This window comes from Enterobacter sp. K510 (genome assembly GCF_055804875.1).
The window spans coordinates 108,043-125,299 of sequence record NZ_JBNRLQ010000008.1 but is presented as its reverse complement, the minus strand read 5'-3'; the positions used below and the strand labels follow the sequence as shown (position 1 = coordinate 125,299).

14 protein-coding genes are annotated in these 17,257 nt (G+C 56.9%); 9 read left to right on the top strand and 5 right to left on the bottom strand.

Translation table 11 applies throughout. From position 1 onward, the window contains the following. The first annotated feature begins 1 nt into the window (after nt 1). Both ACQUTD_RS15255 and ACQUTD_RS15250 read left to right on the top strand, forming a co-directional pair. Nucleotides 2-961 (top strand): glycosylasparaginase, encoded by a 960-nt coding sequence (locus ACQUTD_RS15255; RefSeq protein WP_318362746.1) that lies wholly within the window; start codon nt 2-4, stop codon nt 959-961. Continuing rightward, on the top strand, nt 958-2,382 hold the full coding sequence (locus tag ACQUTD_RS15250) for a leucyl aminopeptidase family protein (RefSeq protein WP_473277012.1): 1,425 nt from the start codon (nt 958-960) through the stop codon (nt 2,380-2,382). The genes ACQUTD_RS15255 and ACQUTD_RS15250 overlap by 4 nt, the downstream gene beginning before the upstream one ends. A 151-nt stretch (nt 2,383-2,533) precedes the next feature. Here ACQUTD_RS15250 and ACQUTD_RS15245 read toward each other — a convergent pair whose 3' ends face one another. The 3 genes from ACQUTD_RS15245 to upp form a co-directional block, all read right to left on the bottom strand. Next, nucleotides 2,534-3,235: a DnaA inactivator Hda gene (locus tag ACQUTD_RS15245; RefSeq protein ID WP_234007234.1), complete on the bottom strand. Its 702-nt coding sequence runs from the start codon at nt 3,233-3,235 to the stop codon at nt 2,534-2,536. A 95-nt stretch (nt 3,236-3,330) separates the two neighbouring features. Next, complete coding sequence (uraA, locus tag ACQUTD_RS15240; protein WP_072569307.1) at nt 3,331-4,620, bottom strand: uracil permease; 1,290 nt, start codon at nt 4,618-4,620, stop codon at nt 3,331-3,333. 96 nt (nt 4,621-4,716) lie between these two features. Continuing rightward, complete coding sequence (gene upp / locus ACQUTD_RS15235; protein ID WP_072569308.1) at nt 4,717-5,343, bottom strand: uracil phosphoribosyltransferase; 627 nt, start codon at nt 5,341-5,343, stop codon at nt 4,717-4,719. Between the two features lie 233 nt (nt 5,344-5,576). Between upp and purM the strand changes: the two genes are divergently transcribed. The 3 genes from purM (at nt 5,577) to ACQUTD_RS15220 (ending at nt 8,615) form a co-directional block, all read left to right on the top strand. After that, nucleotides 5,577-6,614, top strand: a complete 1,038-nt coding sequence (gene purM, locus ACQUTD_RS15230) for a phosphoribosylformylglycinamidine cyclo-ligase (RefSeq protein WP_072569503.1) — start codon at nt 5,577-5,579, stop codon at nt 6,612-6,614. Continuing rightward, entirely contained in the window at nt 6,614-7,252 is a 639-nt protein-coding gene (purN, locus tag ACQUTD_RS15225) for a phosphoribosylglycinamide formyltransferase (protein ID WP_473277313.1), read from the top strand. Before purM ends, purN begins: the two co-directional genes overlap by 1 nt. Before the next feature lie 139 nt (nt 7,253-7,391). Then, nucleotides 7,392-8,615 carry a hypothetical protein gene (locus tag ACQUTD_RS15220; protein ID WP_473277312.1) on the top strand — a complete coding sequence of 408 codons (1,224 nt, stop codon included), beginning with the start codon at nt 7,392-7,394 and terminating at the stop codon, nt 8,613-8,615. 3 nt (nt 8,616-8,618) lie between these two features. On the opposite strand, the gene ACQUTD_RS15215 is transcribed toward ACQUTD_RS15220, so the two are convergent. Beyond that, nucleotides 8,619-9,968, bottom strand: coding sequence for a glycosyl hydrolase family 28 protein (locus ACQUTD_RS15215; protein ID WP_473277316.1), 1,350 nt, complete (start codon nt 9,966-9,968; stop codon nt 8,619-8,621). Between the two features lie 172 nt (nt 9,969-10,140). Here ACQUTD_RS15215 and ACQUTD_RS15210 point away from each other — a divergent pair, with 172 nt between their 5' ends. Both ACQUTD_RS15210 and ACQUTD_RS15205 read left to right on the top strand, forming a co-directional pair. Beyond that, complete coding sequence (locus ACQUTD_RS15210) at nt 10,141-10,293, top strand: hypothetical protein (protein ID WP_473277311.1); 153 nt, start codon at nt 10,141-10,143, stop codon at nt 10,291-10,293. Between the two features lie 105 nt (nt 10,294-10,398). After that, nucleotides 10,399-11,811, top strand: coding sequence for an MFS transporter (locus ACQUTD_RS15205; RefSeq protein WP_473277315.1), 1,413 nt, complete (start codon nt 10,399-10,401; stop codon nt 11,809-11,811). On the opposite strand, the gene ACQUTD_RS15200 is transcribed toward ACQUTD_RS15205, so the two are convergent. Next, the gene (locus tag ACQUTD_RS15200; RefSeq protein ID WP_473277310.1) at nt 11,795-13,453 is read right to left on the bottom strand and encodes a hypothetical protein; all 1,659 of its coding nucleotides are present in this window, start codon (nt 13,451-13,453) and stop codon (nt 11,795-11,797) included. The genes ACQUTD_RS15205 and ACQUTD_RS15200 overlap by 17 nt on opposite strands. A 182-nt stretch (nt 13,454-13,635) precedes the next feature. On the opposite strand from ACQUTD_RS15200, the gene ppk1 reads away from it, so the two are divergent. Next, nucleotides 13,636-15,696 carry a polyphosphate kinase 1 gene (gene ppk1 / locus ACQUTD_RS15195; protein ID WP_072569311.1) on the top strand — a complete coding sequence of 687 codons (2,061 nt, stop codon included), beginning with the start codon at nt 13,636-13,638 and terminating at the stop codon, nt 15,694-15,696. Nucleotides 15,697-15,699: 3 nt separating this feature from the next. After that, nucleotides 15,700-17,244: an exopolyphosphatase gene (gene ppx / locus ACQUTD_RS15190; RefSeq protein ID WP_318375548.1), complete on the top strand. Its 1,545-nt coding sequence runs from the start codon at nt 15,700-15,702 to the stop codon at nt 17,242-17,244. Nucleotides 17,245-17,257: the final 13 nt, after the last annotated feature.

Sequence of the window (17,257 nt, the reverse complement as noted above, 5' to 3'; positions counted from 1 at the left end):
CATGTGGGGAATTATCGCAACCTGGCGAATGGCGCTGGAAGGGGTTACCGGGTCTGCCTCCGCGCTGGCGGCAGGCCAGCCGGTATCCGCGGCTGTGGTGGACGCGGTGGCCGCAGTGGAAGACTTTCCGCTCTATAAATCCGTCGGCTACGGCGGGCTGCCCACGGAAAATGGCGAGGTGGAACTGGACGCCGCCTACATGGACGGCGATACGCTGGCGTTCGGCGCGGTGGGCAATCTGGTGGATATCGCCAACCCCGTTCGGGTGGCCCATGCGCTGAGTCGCCAGCGCTATAACAGTCTATTGGTCGGCCAGGGCGCGCGCGAATGGGCGCTAAATCAGGGCCTTGCCGAAAAAACCATGCTCACTGATCGCGCCATGCAGCACTATCGCAAGCGCTGCCGCGAAACGCTCGACAAAGGGCTTAGCCCTTATGACGGTCACGATACGGTGGGCGTTATCGGCCTGGATAAACAGGGGTCGATGAGCGTCGCCACCTCCACCAGCGGTCTGTTTATGAAAAAACGTGGCCGTCTGGGGGACTCGCCGATTATCGGCTCTGGCTTCTACTGCGACAGCGAAACCGGCGCGGCGACCGCCACCGGCGTCGGGGAAGATTTGATGAAAGGCTGTGCCAGCTATGAAATCGTCCGCCGCATGGCGCAGGGGATGACGCCGCAACAGGCGGCGGACTCGGTGGTTTTTGAACTGGAAGATAAGCTGATGTCGCGCTTTGGCCGCGCCGGAGATTTATCGGTGGTGTGCATGAACAATAAAGGCGAATTCGGCGCGGCGACCAATATCAAAACCTTTTCGTTTGTGGTCGCCACCGCCCGCCAGCCGCTGACGGTATTTCGTGCGGAGCGCCTGCGTGAAAAGACCCATTATCAGCCGGTGGATGAAGAATGGATGCAGGCCTATGCCGCGCGGATCCGCGCGCCGATAGAGGAGGATTTATGATCGCATGGCAATGTATTACTTCGCTCACGCAGGTACCGCCAGGCGGACAGCTCATCGCCCGCGCCTCCTGCCCTTTATTACCGGACACCCCGCTTATCAATGAAATGCGCAGGCTGCCGGAGATCGCCGATACCCGCTTTGGCTGCGCCCCCTTCGCGCGGGTGACGCTGCTGCCGGACGCCCACTGGCAGGAGAGCCTGACGGAAAGCCTGGTGAATGCCCTGCGCCCCTTGCTGGCGATACCGGCCAGTTCGCGGCTGATCGTCGATCTGACGGACATCAACGACACCACCCTGAAGCAGCTGCTGCGCTTTTTGTTTAATCAGGCGCACCGGCTGGACGATCTGGGACTGAAATCAAACCCGGCCACAAGGGTGAGAATTACCCATATTGACGCGCTATGCCTGCCCGAACAACAGGCGAAGCTTGAGGCGCTGTTCCGTCAGCAGCAGGCGATCGCCACAGGGATGATCGCCGCCCGGCGGCTGGCGGATCTGCCTGGCGATCGCTGTACGCCGCAGTTTGTGGTGGAGGAAGCGCAAAGATTATGCGCCCCCTTCCCTACTCTGCGCTGCGAGGTGCTGGATGAAACGCAGATCGCGGAACAGGGGCTGGGTCTGTTGCAGGCGGTGGGCCAGGGAGCGAGCACTCCGCCACGGCTGCTCGCCATTCACTATGACGGTGCGGAAAATGTACCGGTGCGCTGCTACGTCGGCAAAGGCATTACTTTCGATACCGGCGGCCTGTGGCTGAAAGAAGGCGCGGGCATGTACACCATGAAATACGACATGTGCGGCGCGTCCGGTGTGCTGGGGCTGCTGCTGACCGTGGCGCAGATGGCTCTGCCGGTGCGTATGATGGGCGTACTGGCGCTGGCGGAAAATGCGATTGGCCCTGATGCGATGCAGCCGGGCAGCGTGGCGCGCGCCTGCAATGGCATGACGGTGGAGATCAATAATACCGACGCGGAAGGACGGCTGGTGCTGGCGGATGCCATTGCCTGGGCCGCGCAGCGTCACCCGCAGGCGCGGTACATTATTGATATGGCGACCCTGACAGGCGCGGTGGTGAAAGCGCTGGGCTATGAGCTGAGCGGGCTGATGACGCAGCACGACCCGCTGCGCGAGGCGTTGACGATTGCCGGGCAGCGCTGCGGCGATGAGGTTTGGTCGCTGCCGCTGGATGCCCGTCTGAAAAAGCAGACCGACAGCGCGATAGCGGATTTATGTAATACGCCGACCAATAATGCCGCGATCAGCGCCTCCGCCGCCTGGCTGCTGCATCATTTCTGCCCGGCGGAAATTCCGTGGGCGCATCTGGATATCAGCGGCACGGCGCTGTGGCGGGAGAACGGCAGAAGCGTGGCGTCGGGCAGGCCGATCCCGCTGCTGGTGGAGCATCTGCTGGGGGATCTGGCGTGACCTGTTGCCCGGTGGCGGCTGCGCCTTACCGGGCCTACAGAACTGCCTGAAATGGCGCAATATATTGCCCGGTGGCGGCTTCGCCTTACCGGGCCTACGTTTTACGGCGTAACTTGTAGGCCGGGTAAGGCGCAGCCGCCACCCGGCAAGGTTACAGCCTGAGAATTTCTTTTACGAACGGGATCGTCAGCTTACGCTGCGCGGTAATGGAGGCATGATCCAGCTGATCGAGGGTCATAAACAGCGTGCGCATTTCGCGATCCAGCCGTTTTAACAGGAAACGGCCGACGTCTTCCGGCAACTCAAATCCCCGCAGGCGTGCACGCAGTTGCAGCGCCTGCACTTTATCTTCGTCAGACAGCGGCTGCAGCTTATAGATTTGCCCCCAGTCGAGGCGTGAAGCCAAATCAGCTAATCGCAGATTCAGCTGGCGCGGGGGACGATCGCCTGTGATCAATAGCCGCGTTTTGCCTGATTCAAGGATGCGATTGTAGAGATCAAAGATCGCCATCTCCCACTCCTCATCCCCGGCGATGCATTCGATATTATCGATACACACCAGCGAAAGTTGCTCCATGCCGTCCAGCACTTCCGGCACAAACCAGGTGCGCTTATCCAGCGGCACGTAGCCCACCGCATCACCGCGGGCAGAGAGTTCCGCGCAGGCGGCGTGCAGCAGATGGCTGCGTCCCGCGCCTTCGCGTGACCAGAAATAGATGTATCCACTGTGATCCTGGCGCAAAACGTTTTGCACGGCGGCCAGTAAAGAAGGGTTATCGCCCGGCCAGAAACTGGCAAAGGTTTCGTCGTCAGGTAAATACAATGGCAGAGAGAGCTGCGCCGGTGTGTTCAGAGGGACCTCAACAGGGCTTACAGAAAACGCACTGAGTCTATCATAAAATTGCGCTGCGTTTGAACCGGGCATCACGCCCGGCTCAAACTCGTCGATCACTTCAGGCTGCTATCGCTGTCAGGCGCATCCAGCACCACTTCTTCCGGACGCAGCACGTTGATCAGCTTAAAGATCAGCGCCAGACCCACACCTACGATGGTCGCCAGCGCCATGCCTTTCAGTTCTGCGGCGCCAATGTGCACTTTCGCGCCGCTGACGCCAATGATCAGGATCACCGAGGTCAGGATCAGGTTTTGCGCTTTGCTGTAATCCACTTTGGATTCAATCAGCACGCGAATACCGGAGGCACCGATCACCCCGTACAGCAGCAGGGAAACGCCGCCCATTACCGGCACCGGAATGATCTGGATCGCCGCCGCCAGTTTACCCACACAGGAAAGCAGAATGGCAATGATGGCCGCGCCGCCGATAACCCAGGTACTGTAGACGCGGGTGATCGCCATGACACCGATGTTTTCGCCGTAGGTAGTGTTCGGCGTCGAGCCAAAGAAACCGGAAATAATGGTGGAAAAACCGTTAGCAAACATCGAACGGTGCAGGCCCGGATCGCGGATCAAATCGCGCTTGACGATATTCGCCGTTACCACCAGGTGCCCGACGTGCTCGGCAATCACCACCAGCGCAGCCGGCAGAATGGTGAAGATGGCAAACCACTCAAAGCGCGGCGTGTAGAAGGTCGGCAGCGCAAACCAGTGGGCTTCGGCGATGGGCGTGGTATCCACCACCCCCATGACGAACGACAGTGCATATCCCGCCAGCACGCCGATCAGGATCGGGATGATCGCCATAAAGCCGCGGAACAGTACCGAACCGAAGACCGTCACGCCCAGCGTCACCAGCGCGATAACCACCGTTTTAGTATCCGCCGACTGCCCTTCTGGCGGCAGCAGACCGGCCATATTTGCCGCCACCCCGGCCAGCTCCAGGCCGATGACGGCAACGATTGCGCCCATCGCCGCAGGCGGGAACATCACGTCCAGCCAGCCGGTACCGGCTTTTTTCACGATAAAAGAGACGATGCAGAACAGCACGCCGCACATAATGAAGCCGCCGAGCGCCACTTCATACCCCAGCGGCAGCAGCAGCAGCACCGGGGAAATAAACGCAAAGCTTGAACCCAGATAAGCCGGAATTTTCCCTTTACAGATAAAGAGATAAAGCAGCGTCCCGATCCCATTAAACAGCAGCACGGTGGCCGGGTTAATGTGAAACAGGACTGGCACCAGCACGGTTGCGCCAAACATGGCGAACAGGTGCTGCAAACTAAGCGGGATTGTCTGTAAAAGCGGCGGTCTTTCACTCACCCCGATAGCACGGCGCGTCATAGTGTTTTCCTCTGAGTTGTGTTTGTTATTAACGAATGGCTTCTTTTATTCAAAAAAAAGCCGACTATCGAAGTCGGCTGTTTTTTATTTATTCAATTATTTGGTTCCGAAAATCTTATCGCCGGCATCGCCGAGCCCCGGAATGATGTATCCGTGCTCGTTAAGGCCCTGGTCGATCGACGCGGTGTACAGTTCCACGTCCGGGTGCGCTTTCTCCAGCGCCGCAATACCTTCAGGAGCGGCAACCAGCACCAGCACTTTAATGCTGGAGCAGCCTGCTTTTTTCAACAGGTCGATGGTGGCAATCATCGAACCGCCGGTTGCCAGCATCGGGTCAACCACCAGCGCCATGCGCTCGTCGATATTGGAAACCAGTTTCTGGAAGTACGGCACCGGTTCCAGCGTCTCTTCGTCGCGGTAGACCCCGACCACGCTGATGCGCGCGCTCGGCACGTTTTCCAGAACGCCTTCCATCATGCCCAGACCGGCGCGCAGGATGGGCACCACGGTGATTTTCTTACCTTTGATCTGTTCGATTTCCACCGGGCCGTTCCAGCCTTCGATGGTCACTTTTTCTGTAGCGAGGTCGGCGGTCGCGACGTAGGTCAGCAGACTACCCACTTCCGAGGCGAGTTCACGAAAGCGTTTGGTGCTGATGTCATTCTCACGCATCAGTCCCAGCTTATGTTTGACGAGTGGGTGTTTCACTTCCACGATCTTCATACTCTTCTCCTTCCCCAGACAGTTAGCAGCCACAAAAAAAATCGCCGGATTATACCGCTTTTTGTCCGCGGCGCTACAGGTAGTGTGTTGATCCCGATCAATCATAGCGGAAATGAGCCTGACTGAATAATCGCGCCTGCCCCCTAACAATGCACTCGCAAACGTTTGCCTGGGCTGTTAGAATTGCGCCGAAATTTATTTCTACCGCAAGTAAACGCGTGGGGACAGAAGCAGTGACCGATAAAACCTCTCTCAGCTACAAAGATGCCGGTGTTGATATTGACGCGGGTAATGCCCTGGTTGACCGTATCAAAGGCGTGGTGAAGAAAACCCGTCGCCCGGAAGTCATGGGTGGACTGGGTGGCTTCGGCGCGCTGTGCGCATTGCCGCAAAAATATCGTGAGCCAGTGCTGGTTTCCGGCACTGACGGCGTGGGCACCAAACTGCGTCTGGCGATGGATCTGAAACGCCACGACACCATCGGCATCGATCTGGTCGCCATGTGCGTGAACGACCTGGTGGTCCAGGGCGCGGAGCCGCTGTTTTTCCTTGACTATTACGCCACCGGTAAACTGGACGTGGATACCGCCTCAAGCGTGATCAGCGGTATCGCCGAAGGCTGTCTGCAATCGGGCTGTGCGCTGGTCGGCGGTGAAACGGCAGAAATGCCGGGCATGTACCACGGCGAAGATTATGACGTCGCCGGTTTCTGCGTCGGTGTGGTAGAAAAATCAGAAATCATTGATGGTTCAAAAGTGGCCGACGGCGATGTGCTGATTGCGCTGGCCTCAAGCGGCCCGCACTCAAACGGTTATTCGCTGGTGCGCAAAATTCTGGAAGTCAGCGGCAGCGATGCGGAAACCACTGAGCTGGAAGGCAAACCGCTTGCCGATCACCTGCTGGCGCCGACACGCATCTATGTGAAGAACATTCTCGAACTGATTGAGCACGTCGACGTTCACGCTATCGCTCACCTGACCGGCGGCGGTTTCTGGGAAAACATTCCGCGCGTGCTGCCGGATAACACCCAGGCGGTGATCGACGAAGCGTCCTGGCAGTGGCCAGCCGTGTTCAACTGGCTGCAAACGGCCGGTAACGTCAGCCGCCATGAAATGTACCGCACCTTCAACTGCGGCGTGGGTATGCTGATCGCCCTGCCGGCAGCAGAAGCGGATAAAGCTATTGAGCTGATGAATGCCAAAGGCGAAACTGCCTGGAAAATCGGCGTTATCAAAGCCTCCGATTCCGCTGAACGCGTGGTCATTGCGTAATGAAAAATATCGTGGTGCTTATTTCCGGTAACGGCAGCAATTTGCAGGCCATTATCGATGCCTGTAAGCAGAAAAAAATTAACGCCACGATCCGTGCGGTTTTCAGTAATAAGGCCGACGCGTTCGGCCTTGAACGTGCGCGCGAAGCTGATATTCCTGCGCACGCCCTGACCGCCGATCTGTTTGCCAGCCGCGAGGCCTTTGACCATGAACTGATGCAGGAAATCGACGCCTACGCCCCGGATCTGGTGGTGCTGGCCGGTTACATGCGCATTCTCAGTCCCGCGTTTGTGGCGCACTTTGCCGGACGTCTGATCAACATTCACCCTTCCCTGCTGCCGAAATATCCGGGGCTGCATACCCATCGTCAGGCGCTGGAAAACGGCGATACGGAGCACGGCACCTCGGTGCATTTCGTAACGGATGAACTCGACGGCGGCCCGGTAATTCTGCAGGCCAAAGTGCCGATTTTTGAGGGCGATACCGAAGCGGACATTACTGACCGCGTACAGACTCAGGAACATGCGATCTATCCGCTGGTGGTGAGCTGGTTTACCGAAGGCCGCCTGGCGATGCGCGATAACCGCGCGTGGCTGGATGGCGTACCGCTTCCGCCGCAGGGCCATGCCTGCGACTGATCCATAAAACGCATCGCGGCATGAATTCCGCCCGCGATGCGCTTATTTTATTCACAGAATCAATAATAAATTCCAGTTTATTTTCACCTGCGCGGCGAGTAAAATTCGCGCTGGTTATTTATCTCTGGAGCAATGGATTATGCTCAAAAACTTTCGCTTTATTCTCGCCACCTGGATTTTACCTGCGCTGCTGTTGTTTTACGCCTGCGGTCAGTTCATTCATATAAATAAATCACATGATAAAGTCGTATCTATTTATCAGATTTATGAAACTTCTACTGAAATTATCAAATCCTATATCTCTCCGCCGTCAAAACCGGATAAAGAATACCTGCAACATAAAGCTAATGCCGAACTTTATGCCCAGTTCCCGCCGGAAATGTTCGCCTTTATGAAGGTGGTCACCGCCGAATGGTATTTGTCGATCTCAAGTATGGTATGCGCCCTGCTGTCGCTGTTTTGCGGCATTCTGGCCCAGCGCTTCTGCCTGCGCTGTCGGGATATGGTGGGCCACAGCGAGGAGGGCGACGTGAGCCTGTTTAACTGGTTTCGTAACCTGCTTGGCTGGACCAGCGCGGCACAACTGTTATTTCTGATCCTGGCGCTGTTAACCATTATTGTTTTCGATATGCTGTGGTTCTCTTATCAGGTTAAGAAAAACGAAAGCTGGGAGATGGTATATATCGTCGGCGAAACCCTGGCCGGATTTATTGGCGTGGTGCTGCTGTGTAATCTGGTGAAGGTTGCCGATTGTCTGCGCTTATTTACCATTCAGGCGCGGGTATTATGCGCTATTTCCCTCACCGAACAGGACGAGCCGCAATTATGGCAGTGGCTGCGTACGCTGTGTGCGGAACATGACGTCGCGCTGCCGGATAATATCGTGGTGGGCATGAACAGCCCGTATTACGCCACAACCGAAACCCTGCAAATAAAAGGCGGGCCGCGGCTGACGGGCGTCACCCTGCACCTGCCGCTGCGTCAGATCGCCACGGTGAATAAACGCCGACTCTCAGACGATGTACTGGCGGCGCTGGGCGATATTAAAATCATCTCCCCTTACGATGAACAGGATCTGCTGACGCCCTGGGCAAGCCTCGAACTGAACAGGCTGCACAGCGACGATCGGCTGAAACGTCATCCACTGTCCGACGCGCTGCTCAACCCGGCGCTGACGTTGTGCGGGCTGTTCCTCGGGCCGTTCAGCCGGGCGATTAATGAAAACGTGCAGGGGCAGCTCTGGACGATCTCCTCGCTGACCATTAAAAACGACGCCGTACACGCCGCCGGGCTGTTCTCCAGCCTGCGCTATCTGGCGACACGGCTGGCGCAACAGTTGCCGCAGAGCGGCATCAGCGCCTGAGGATCACTCATCGACGGTGACGCCTTCACAGGCGTCCAGCCACAGGTGCTGCGGGCACCAGCCATCCGGTAGCGGCTGCGGGCGCAGGAAGTCGCAAAAACGTACCCGCAGCGCCACCACGCCGCGGGCATAAAGCGCGGGCAGACCTGCCGGATAAGGTTCAACGCCCCAGATATGTTGCGTCAGGGGATCGCGCGCCCAGGCGTTATCTTTGCCGCTGCCGACAGGCGAGGCCGGGTTACAGGGCGGGCGAATATCATAAAAACCCTGTTCCGCGCTCTGGCTGAAGGTTTGACGCAGCTGCACATCGCTTACCAGGATATGATGAATTTTGCCGTACGGCTCGCTGTGAAAATTCACGGCCCCCTCGGCGCAGCCCGTCAGCCCGCGAAACTGGATCATGGCAACGTCGCCAGGTTCAATTGCCGGGTCGCGGTAACGCACCGAGATATAAAGCGGATCGGCTTTTCCCCAGTGACAGGGATGTGCCGTATGGCAGTCGAAAACAATATTGCTGAATATCATCCGCCGCAGATTGCCGCCGTCCCGCGAAACCAGGCCAATGCCCCGGTTTGACTGATAGATCACGCAGTTGCTCACCGTGACATCCTCAATATCAAAGGCGGTTTCCGTACCGATTTTTATCGCACAGCTTTTCGAGCGGATCAGGCAGTTGTTGATGACGATCTGGCTGGCAGGCTGCTGTAACGCAGGCGTGTGACGGGCGGTTTTCAGGCAGATGCCATCGTCCGCCGCGCTAAAATCGCAGTCTGAAATCTGTACCTGCTGGCAGCAGTCAATATCCAGCGCATCCGTATTCGCCAGACAAAGATCGTTACGCACCGTGACGCGCTGCACTTTTATCTGCTGGCAGGCGACGAGGTGAATAGTCCACATTGGCGCATCTTCAATGGTGAAATCCATCAGCCTGACCTGCTGACACCCTTCCATCACTATTATTCTGGGGCGCTGCGCCGCGGGCTGCCGGTAGCCCATTTCATCGGCGCTGGCCGCGAACCAGCTTGCGCTATTGCCGCAAATTTTCCCGTCGCCGGTGACGGCAATATCGCTCGCCCCCGCGGCATACAGAAAGGCGCGGTCAGAACATTCGGCGCGGCTTTGCACCGGGCAAAAGTCGTGGTAATCGTCACTTATTATCAGTAGGGCTCCTGACGCCAGGTGCAACCTGCAGTGCGAACGCAGGCGCAGCCCGCCCACCCGGTAACGCCCCGCCCCGACCGTCAGCGTGCCGCCGCCCCGCTCAGCCAGCAGATCCAGCGCCCGCTGAAAACAGGTCGTGTCCGGAGTGATGCCGTCGGCACAGGGAGAAAATTGAGAAAGTGTCAGTTGCATGGTTTTACTCGCCGTCGTTAAAAAGAGCGACATCACAGCACCCGGACAGAAGGCGCGCCAGGCGGTGATAACAGCTTTTCACGCAATTCTTGCCCCTCGTCACAACGACGGATTTGCCCGGGCGTTTTGCGTGATGATCCTCACAACCGGCGAGGCGTAAAAAGGACGAGACGTGCGCAAACGCACATGTCGCAGCCCCGCGCCGTGCGTTAACCGACTGGCGATCACAGTTTCACTGGTCGCCGGATCCGATCTTCAGACGCCGTCGCAGAACGGCAAAAAAGCGTGCAAGCAGCGCTGGGTCAGGCCGTCGTCCGCTCATTAAGGTGAACAGGTTTTCACCTTAATGACAGGGACACGCCTTATGCAAAACGAACCGCTTTCTGCTGGCCGTCGCGACGTCAAAACCAAAAACATTCTCGCCTGGGGTATGGGGGATATTTTTGGCAGCGGCGCGATGACGATAACCGGCCTCTGGTTACTCTATTTTTATATTGAGGTGGCCGGGCTGTCCCCGGCCGCTGCCGCGTCTATTTTCGCGATTGGTAAAATCTGGGACGGCATTACCGATCCGGTGATGGGCTATATCACCGATAACGTACGCACGCGTTGGGGCAGGCGGCGCATTTTTTTCATTCTGGGCGCACCGCTTTCCCTCACCTTCGCGCTGATGTGGCTGAGCGGCTTCGGCTATGTCTGGTATCTGGGCACCTATCTGGTGTTCAACACGGTGTTCACGCTGCTGATGGTGCCCTACGACACACTGCCCGCAGAGATGACCTCGCGCTATGACATTCGCTCTAAGATGTCGGGGGCGCGCATGTTATTCGCCCAGGCGACGGCGTTTCTGGCGGCGCTGATCCCGGGCCAGATCATCGCGCATACCGCCACCAAAGCGCAGGCGTTTATGTGGATCGGCATCGTATTCGCAGTGCTGTTCGCGCTGCCGTGGTTTTTTGTCTGGCGCGGCACCTGGGAGCGGGAAAATCTGCCTCCACCGCCCGTTGAGAAGGGAATGCTGAAAACCGTCATTTCGCTTTACCGGGAGATGGCAACCACCTTCCGGCTGAAAACCTTTCGCGTGCACATCATGATGTATGTCGGCGGCGCCGTCGCGCTGGATATTTTCGGCTCCCTGTTTACGCATTTTATGGCGTATGTGCTGCAGGTCAGCACCAGCCTCGCGTCACAAGCCATGAGCCTGATGACCCTGTTTCAGTTTTTCGCGATCCCGCTGTTTACCTGGCTGTGTATCCGTATCGGTAATGGTCACGCCTATAAATGCGCCATCGGCATGATCCTGCTCAGTCTGATCTGGTTCAGCCAGCTTTCCCCCACCGCGCCGCAGTTAACTCTTTTTCTGCTGGCGGGTGCCGTGATGATGGGGATCGCCCGCGGCGGGACCTATTTGATCCCATGGAATATTTATAATTTTCTGCCCGACGTGGATGAAGCGCTGACCGGCGTGCGGCGGGAAGGTATTTACGCCGGGGTGATGATGCTGACCCGCAAATTATCCCAGGCGCTGGCGCTGTTTGTGGTGGGTCTGGCGCTGGAAGCCTTTGGCTTCACCAAAGGAGCCGACAGCCAGTCAGCACAGGCGCTCCAGGGGTTGTGGCTGGTGTTTCTCATCGGGCCGGGGCTGCTGGCGATCATGGCGCTCACCGGCGCGTTCCGCTTTCGCCTGAGCCGCCAGCGCCATGCCGTTTTGCTCAGCGAACTGGAAAGGCTGCGGGCAGGCGGTTTTCCGGAGCAGGCCAGTGCGCAGGCCCGTGAGGTGGTGGAAACGCTCACCGGCCACCGCCACCGTAATGACAACTGGCGGCCTAAAGTGACGCCATGAGCTTTGCCAGCGCCTCGCTGAGGCTGGCAGCAAACTGCCTGACCCGCCGGGGATCAAACATGACATACAGCCCCGGCGGGAGATCGGGATGACGGGCGCAAAAATCGGCCATCTCTCCGGCGGCGCTGTATAAACCCTGAATGTTGGTCTGGCAGATCTCACGCATACTCCAGCTGTTTTCGACCTGCCGGGCATAACAGAGCGTGAAAAACGCCTTCTGCGCACAGACGAAAATCTGACAATAAAGCGCCAGTCCGTCCCATTCTGTTTGCCAGCGCTGGTATAGCGCGGCCGGAAATTCCGCATTGCGGGCAAAATCTGCGGCCCTGGATGCCACGTCACGGGCCAGGGAGAGCGCAGCGTCCTTCTCTTTGGCTATCTGGTAAAGATGAAGTGATGAGGTTTTAACGTCATCGCGGGAGAAGTAGAGTTCGTTGCCTGAGCCGGGCAGCCAGTGGTTGCGATCCAGCTGTCCGTAAAGGCTCCACAGGGCCTGCTCGACGCTTTCCGGAATTAAGCTGTGGCGATGAAACACATGATCGCGCGCATACAACGCACCATAGAGCGCCTGCCCGCCCTGCTCCTGCAGTTCCCCTAACCTGTCAACGACATCCTGATGCGGTCGCCAGCCGTAACATTCACTCAACCAGCGCTGCAATAAAAATCTGACGGTCGGATTTTGATCATGGCGCAGCAACCAGCCGCAGCTTATCAGGTTGCATTCGCTGAGGCTGCCGATGATCCAGTGATTATCAATGCCTTCCCAGCTGACTTTACAGAGCGCACCGCGGATCGCCGGATTTTTCCCCTGACACCACAACAACCGTCCCTGAAGTTCATCAATGCGTATAAAAGGAAAGTTTCCCCAGCCCACCTCCTCACCGGCCAGGTCAATCTCCACCCAGACGTCCCGCCCGGTCACCGCTAATAGGGCCGGGTTATTAGGAAAGGCCGGCCAGAAACGCTCCGGCGTCAGTTTTATTGATACCGACACCGCTTCCGGCAATGACCTGACGGCATGGAGTACATTGTCCACATCACTGTTACTCGCCGGAAAGACGCGCAGCACCAGATGACGCCCTTCGCGGGCCATCACCTCGCTTAAGGCGTGAAAAAAGCACTTATAGCGTTCACGGCTGTTGCCGGGCGCAGAGCTGTTGTCCGCCCAGTGCGGGCGAGAGATCGGCAACAGACTGTCGGTGGTGGACAGCGCGATCAGTAAACCATCAAGAGAGGCGATGCGCTGGCAGATCAGCGCCACTTTATCCGTCAGAAAGCTGCGCCAGAACTCCATATCAAAGCGCACGCCTTCACGCGCATCCACCAGCTGCGGATGGCTGAGAAGGACATCGGTCGGGAAATTTAACTCTTTGGCCTGCAGATAAAAACGCAGGCCACGGGCATGGCAATAATTTCCCACTCGCTCCAGATAGATACAGCGCGCGCGTTGCTGGCTGGATAGACGATCGTTTAATTGCGCGGGCGAATAGCCCTCGGGCGTAACCAGTTTGTCGAAAAGATCCATCTGCCCGACCACCAGCGCCGTAAACTGATGACGACAGGCGTAATCGATAAACTGACACACCCGTTCCCAGTTCCATATTTCCTGATTATTCAATTCCAGTGCACGTATTTCCCACATGGCATTCCCTCTCCATCCTCGTGGTGCACGCTAACGGAAAAAATGCGTTTAATCTGCCGTCCCGTTCACACACTTAATGTCATACTTCCCTGTCACAATTGGACAACCTGTGGCAAAGCTCGCCATAATGAAGGCAGAGACGGATTGCCACGAACCGTGATTGAACCGGAGTGTGAGTTGTAATGGGTCAGGAAAAGCTATATATCGAGAAAGAATTAAGCTGGCTGGCGTTCAATGAGCGCGTCCTTCAGGAAGCCGCGGATAAATCGAACCCGCTTATCGAACGCATGCGTTTTTTGGGTATCTATTCCAACAACCTTGATGAGTTCTATAAAGTGCGTTTTGCCGAGCTGAAACGCCGGATCATCATCAGCGAAGAGCAAGGCTCTAACGCCCATTCACGCCATTTACTCGGCAAGATCCAGGCCCGCGTGCTGAAAGCCGATCAGGAATTTGACGGCCTTTATAATGAACTGCTGCTGGAAATGGCCCGTAACCAGATCTTTCTGATCAACGAACGCCAGCTTTCCGTTAACCAGCAGAGCTGGTTGCGTAACTATTTCAAACACTATCTGCGCCAGCACATTACGCCCATTCTGATTAATCGCGAAACCGATCTGGTGCAGTTCCTGAAAGATGATTACACCTATCTGGCGGTGGAAATTATCCGTGGCGACGCCATTCGCTATGCGTTGCTGGAGATCCCGTCCGACAAGGTGCCACGTTTTGTCAATCTGCCGCCGGAAGCGCCGCGCCGCCGTAAGCCGATGATCCTGCTGGATAACATTCTGCGCTACTGCCTCGATGATATTTTCAAAGGCTTCTTTGATTACGATGCGCTCAACGCCTACTCGATGAAAATGACCCGTGATGCCGAGTATGATCTGGTGCATGAAATGGAAGCGAGCCTGATGGAGCTGATGTCCTCCAGCCTGAAACAGCGTCTGACCGCCGAGCCGGTGCGCTTTGTGTATCAGCGGGATATGCCTGACGCGATGGTGGAAATGCTGCGCGACAAGCTGACCATTTCGCGCTATGACTCCATCGTTCCCGGCGGCCGCTATCATAACTTCAAAGACTTTATTGGCTTCCCGAACGTCGGCAAAGCCAATCTGGTGAATAAGCCCCTGCCGCGTCTGCGCCATATCTGGTTCGATAAATTCCGTAACGGATTCGATGCCATCCGCGAGCGCGATGTGTTGCTGTACTATCCGTACCACACCTTTGAGCACGTGCTGGAACTGTTGCGTCAGGCGTCGTTCGATCCGAGCGTGCTGGCGATCAAAATTAACATTTACCGTGTGGCGAAAGATTCGCGCATTATTGATGCGATGATCCATGCGGCGCATAACGCCAAAAAAGTCACCGTGGTGGTGGAGCTGCAGGCGCGTTTCGACGAAGAAGCCAATATCCACTGGGCGCGTCGTCTTACCGAGGCGGGTGTACACGTGATCTTCTCAGCGCCCGGACTTAAGATCCATGCCAAGCTGTTCCTCATCTCCCGTAAAGAAGGCGATGAAGTGGTGCGTTATGCCCATATCGGCACCGGTAACTTTAATGAAAAAACCGCGCGCCTGTATACCGACTATTCACTGTTGACGGCGGATGCGCGGATCACCAACGAAGTGCGTCGGGTGTTTAACTTTATCGAGAATCCATACCGTCCGGTAAACTTCGATTACCTGCTGGTTTCGCCGCAAAACTCCCGTCGCCTGCTGTATGATATGATCGACCGCGAAATTGCCAACGCGCAGAACAACCGCCCGTCCGGGATCACCCTGAAGCTGAATAACCTGGTGGATAAAGGCCTTGTGGACAGGCTGTATGCGGCCTCGGGTTCAGGCGTGATGGTAAATCTGCTGGTGCGCGGTATGTGTTCGTTGATCCCACAGCTTGAGGGCATCAGCGACAATATCCGCGTGATCAGCATCGTTGACCGTTATCTGGAACACGATCGCGTTTATATTTTTGAAAACGGGGGCGATAAGCAGGTTTATCTCTCCTCCGCCGACTGGATGACGCGTAATATTGATTACCGTATTGAAGTGGCAACGCCGCTGCTGGATCCGCGCCTGAAACAACAAATACTGAATATTGTGGATCTTCAGCTTAACGATACGGTTAAAGCGCGTTATATCGACAAAGAGCTGAGCAACACTTATGTACCCCGTGGTAATCGCCGTAAAGTGCGCTCGCAACTGGCGATTTACGATTACATCAAATCACTCGAGCAGCCCGACTAATCTATGCCTATAAATGACAACGCCCCTCGCCCGCAGGAATTTGCTGCGGTCGACCTTGGTTCGAACAGTTTCCACATGGTGATTGCCCGTGTGGTGGATGGCGCGATGCAGATCATCGGCCGTCTGAAGCAGCGCGTGCACCTGGCCGACGGGCTGGACGATAAAAATATGCTCAGCGAAGAGGCAATGGAGCGCGGGCTGAGCTGCCTTGCGCTGTTTGCCGAACGTTTGCAGGGCTTTGAGCCGTCCAGCGTCTGCATTGTCGGCACCCATACCCTGCGCCAGGCGCTGAACGCCGCGGAGTTTTTAAAACGCGCCAGCGAGGTGATCCCCTATCCGATTGAAATCATTTCCGGCAACGAAGAAGCGCGGCTGATTTTTATGGGCGTGGAACACACGCAGCCGGAAAAAGGCCGCAAGCTGGTGGTGGATATTGGCGGCGGCTCGACGGAGCTGGTGATTGGTGAAGATTTCGAACCTAAGCTGGTGGAAAGCCGCCGTATGGGTTGCGTGAGCTTTGCGCAGCTCTATTTTCCTGGCGGCACCATCAGCCGGGAAAACTTCCAGCGTGCGCGCCTTGCCGCCGTACAAAAACTGGAAGGTCTGGCGTGGCAGTACCGTATTCAGGGCTGGAATGTCGCGCTGGGCGCATCCGGCAGCATCAAGGCCGCCCACGAAGTGTTGCTGGCGATGGGCGAAAAGGACGGTTTTATCACGCCGGAACGCCTGGATCTGCTGGTCAGTGAAACCCTGAAAGCCAAAAACTTTGACGCGCTGAGCCTGCCGGGTCTGTCAGACGAGCGTAAAGCGGTGTTCGTGCCGGGGCTGGCGATCCTTTGCGGCGTGTTCGACGCGCTGGCGATCCGCGAGCTGCGTCTTTCCGACGGCGCGCTGCGTGAAGGCGTGCTGTATGAGATGGAAGGTCGCTTCCGCCATCAGGATATTCGCAGCCGCACGGCACAAAGCCTGGCGAATCAGTACAACATCGACCGGGATCAGGCGAAGCGCGTACTGGAAACCACCATGCTGATGTACGATCAGTGGCTGGCGCAAAACCCGAAGCTCGATAATCCGCAACTGGCGGCGCTGCTGCGCTGGTCAGCCATGCTGCATGAAGTGGGCCTGAATATTAATCACAGCGGTATGCACCGTCATTCAGCCTATATTCTGCAACACAGCGATCTGCCGGGCTTCAACCAGGAGCAGCAGATGATGATGGCAACGATGGTGCGCTATCACCGCAAGGGGATCAAAATTGACGATCTGCCGCGTTTCGCGCTGTACAAAAAGAAGCATTACCTGCCGCTGATCCAGTTGCTGCGCCTTGGCGTGCTGCTGAATAACCAGCGTCAGGCCACCACCACGCCGCCGACCCTGCGTCTGAAGACCGATGACAATCACTGGACGCTGAGCTTCCCCCATGACTGGTTCAGCCAGAATGCGCTGGTGCTTTTTGATCTCGAAAAAGAACAGGAATACTGGCAGTCGGTTACCGGCTGGATGCTCAAGATCGAGGAAGAAGACGCCCCGGACAACGTGGCCGCCTGATCGCCTCCGCCGT

What these genes read in the sequence shown, in the direction of transcription:
- ACQUTD_RS15205 (WP_473277315.1), top strand. Translation starts at nt 10,399, where the DNA reads ATGGGGGATATTTTTGGCAGCGGCGCGATGACGATAACCGGCCTCTGG.
- ppx (WP_318375548.1), top strand. Translation starts at nt 15,700, where the DNA reads ATGCCTATAAATGACAACGCCCCTCGCCCGCAGGAATTTGCTGCGGTC.
- uraA (WP_072569307.1), bottom strand. Translation starts at nt 4,620, where the DNA reads ATGACGCGCCGTGCTATCGGGGTGAGTGAAAGACCGCCGCTTTTACAG.
- upp (WP_072569308.1), bottom strand. Translation starts at nt 5,343, where the DNA reads ATGAAGATCGTGGAAGTGAAACACCCACTCGTCAAACATAAGCTGGGA.
- purN (WP_473277313.1), top strand. Translation starts at nt 6,614, where the DNA reads ATGAAAAATATCGTGGTGCTTATTTCCGGTAACGGCAGCAATTTGCAG.
- ACQUTD_RS15200 (WP_473277310.1), bottom strand. Translation starts at nt 13,453, where the DNA reads ATGTGGGAAATACGTGCACTGGAATTGAATAATCAGGAAATATGGAAC.
- ACQUTD_RS15250 (WP_473277012.1), top strand. Translation starts at nt 958, where the DNA reads ATGATCGCATGGCAATGTATTACTTCGCTCACGCAGGTACCGCCAGGC.
- ACQUTD_RS15255 (WP_318362746.1), top strand. Translation starts at nt 2, where the DNA reads ATGTGGGGAATTATCGCAACCTGGCGAATGGCGCTGGAAGGGGTTACC.
- ACQUTD_RS15215 (WP_473277316.1), bottom strand. Translation starts at nt 9,968, where the DNA reads ATGCAACTGACACTTTCTCAATTTTCTCCCTGTGCCGACGGCATCACT.
- ppk1 (WP_072569311.1), top strand. Translation starts at nt 13,636, where the DNA reads ATGGGTCAGGAAAAGCTATATATCGAGAAAGAATTAAGCTGGCTGGCG.
- ACQUTD_RS15220 (WP_473277312.1), top strand. Translation starts at nt 7,392, where the DNA reads ATGCTCAAAAACTTTCGCTTTATTCTCGCCACCTGGATTTTACCTGCG.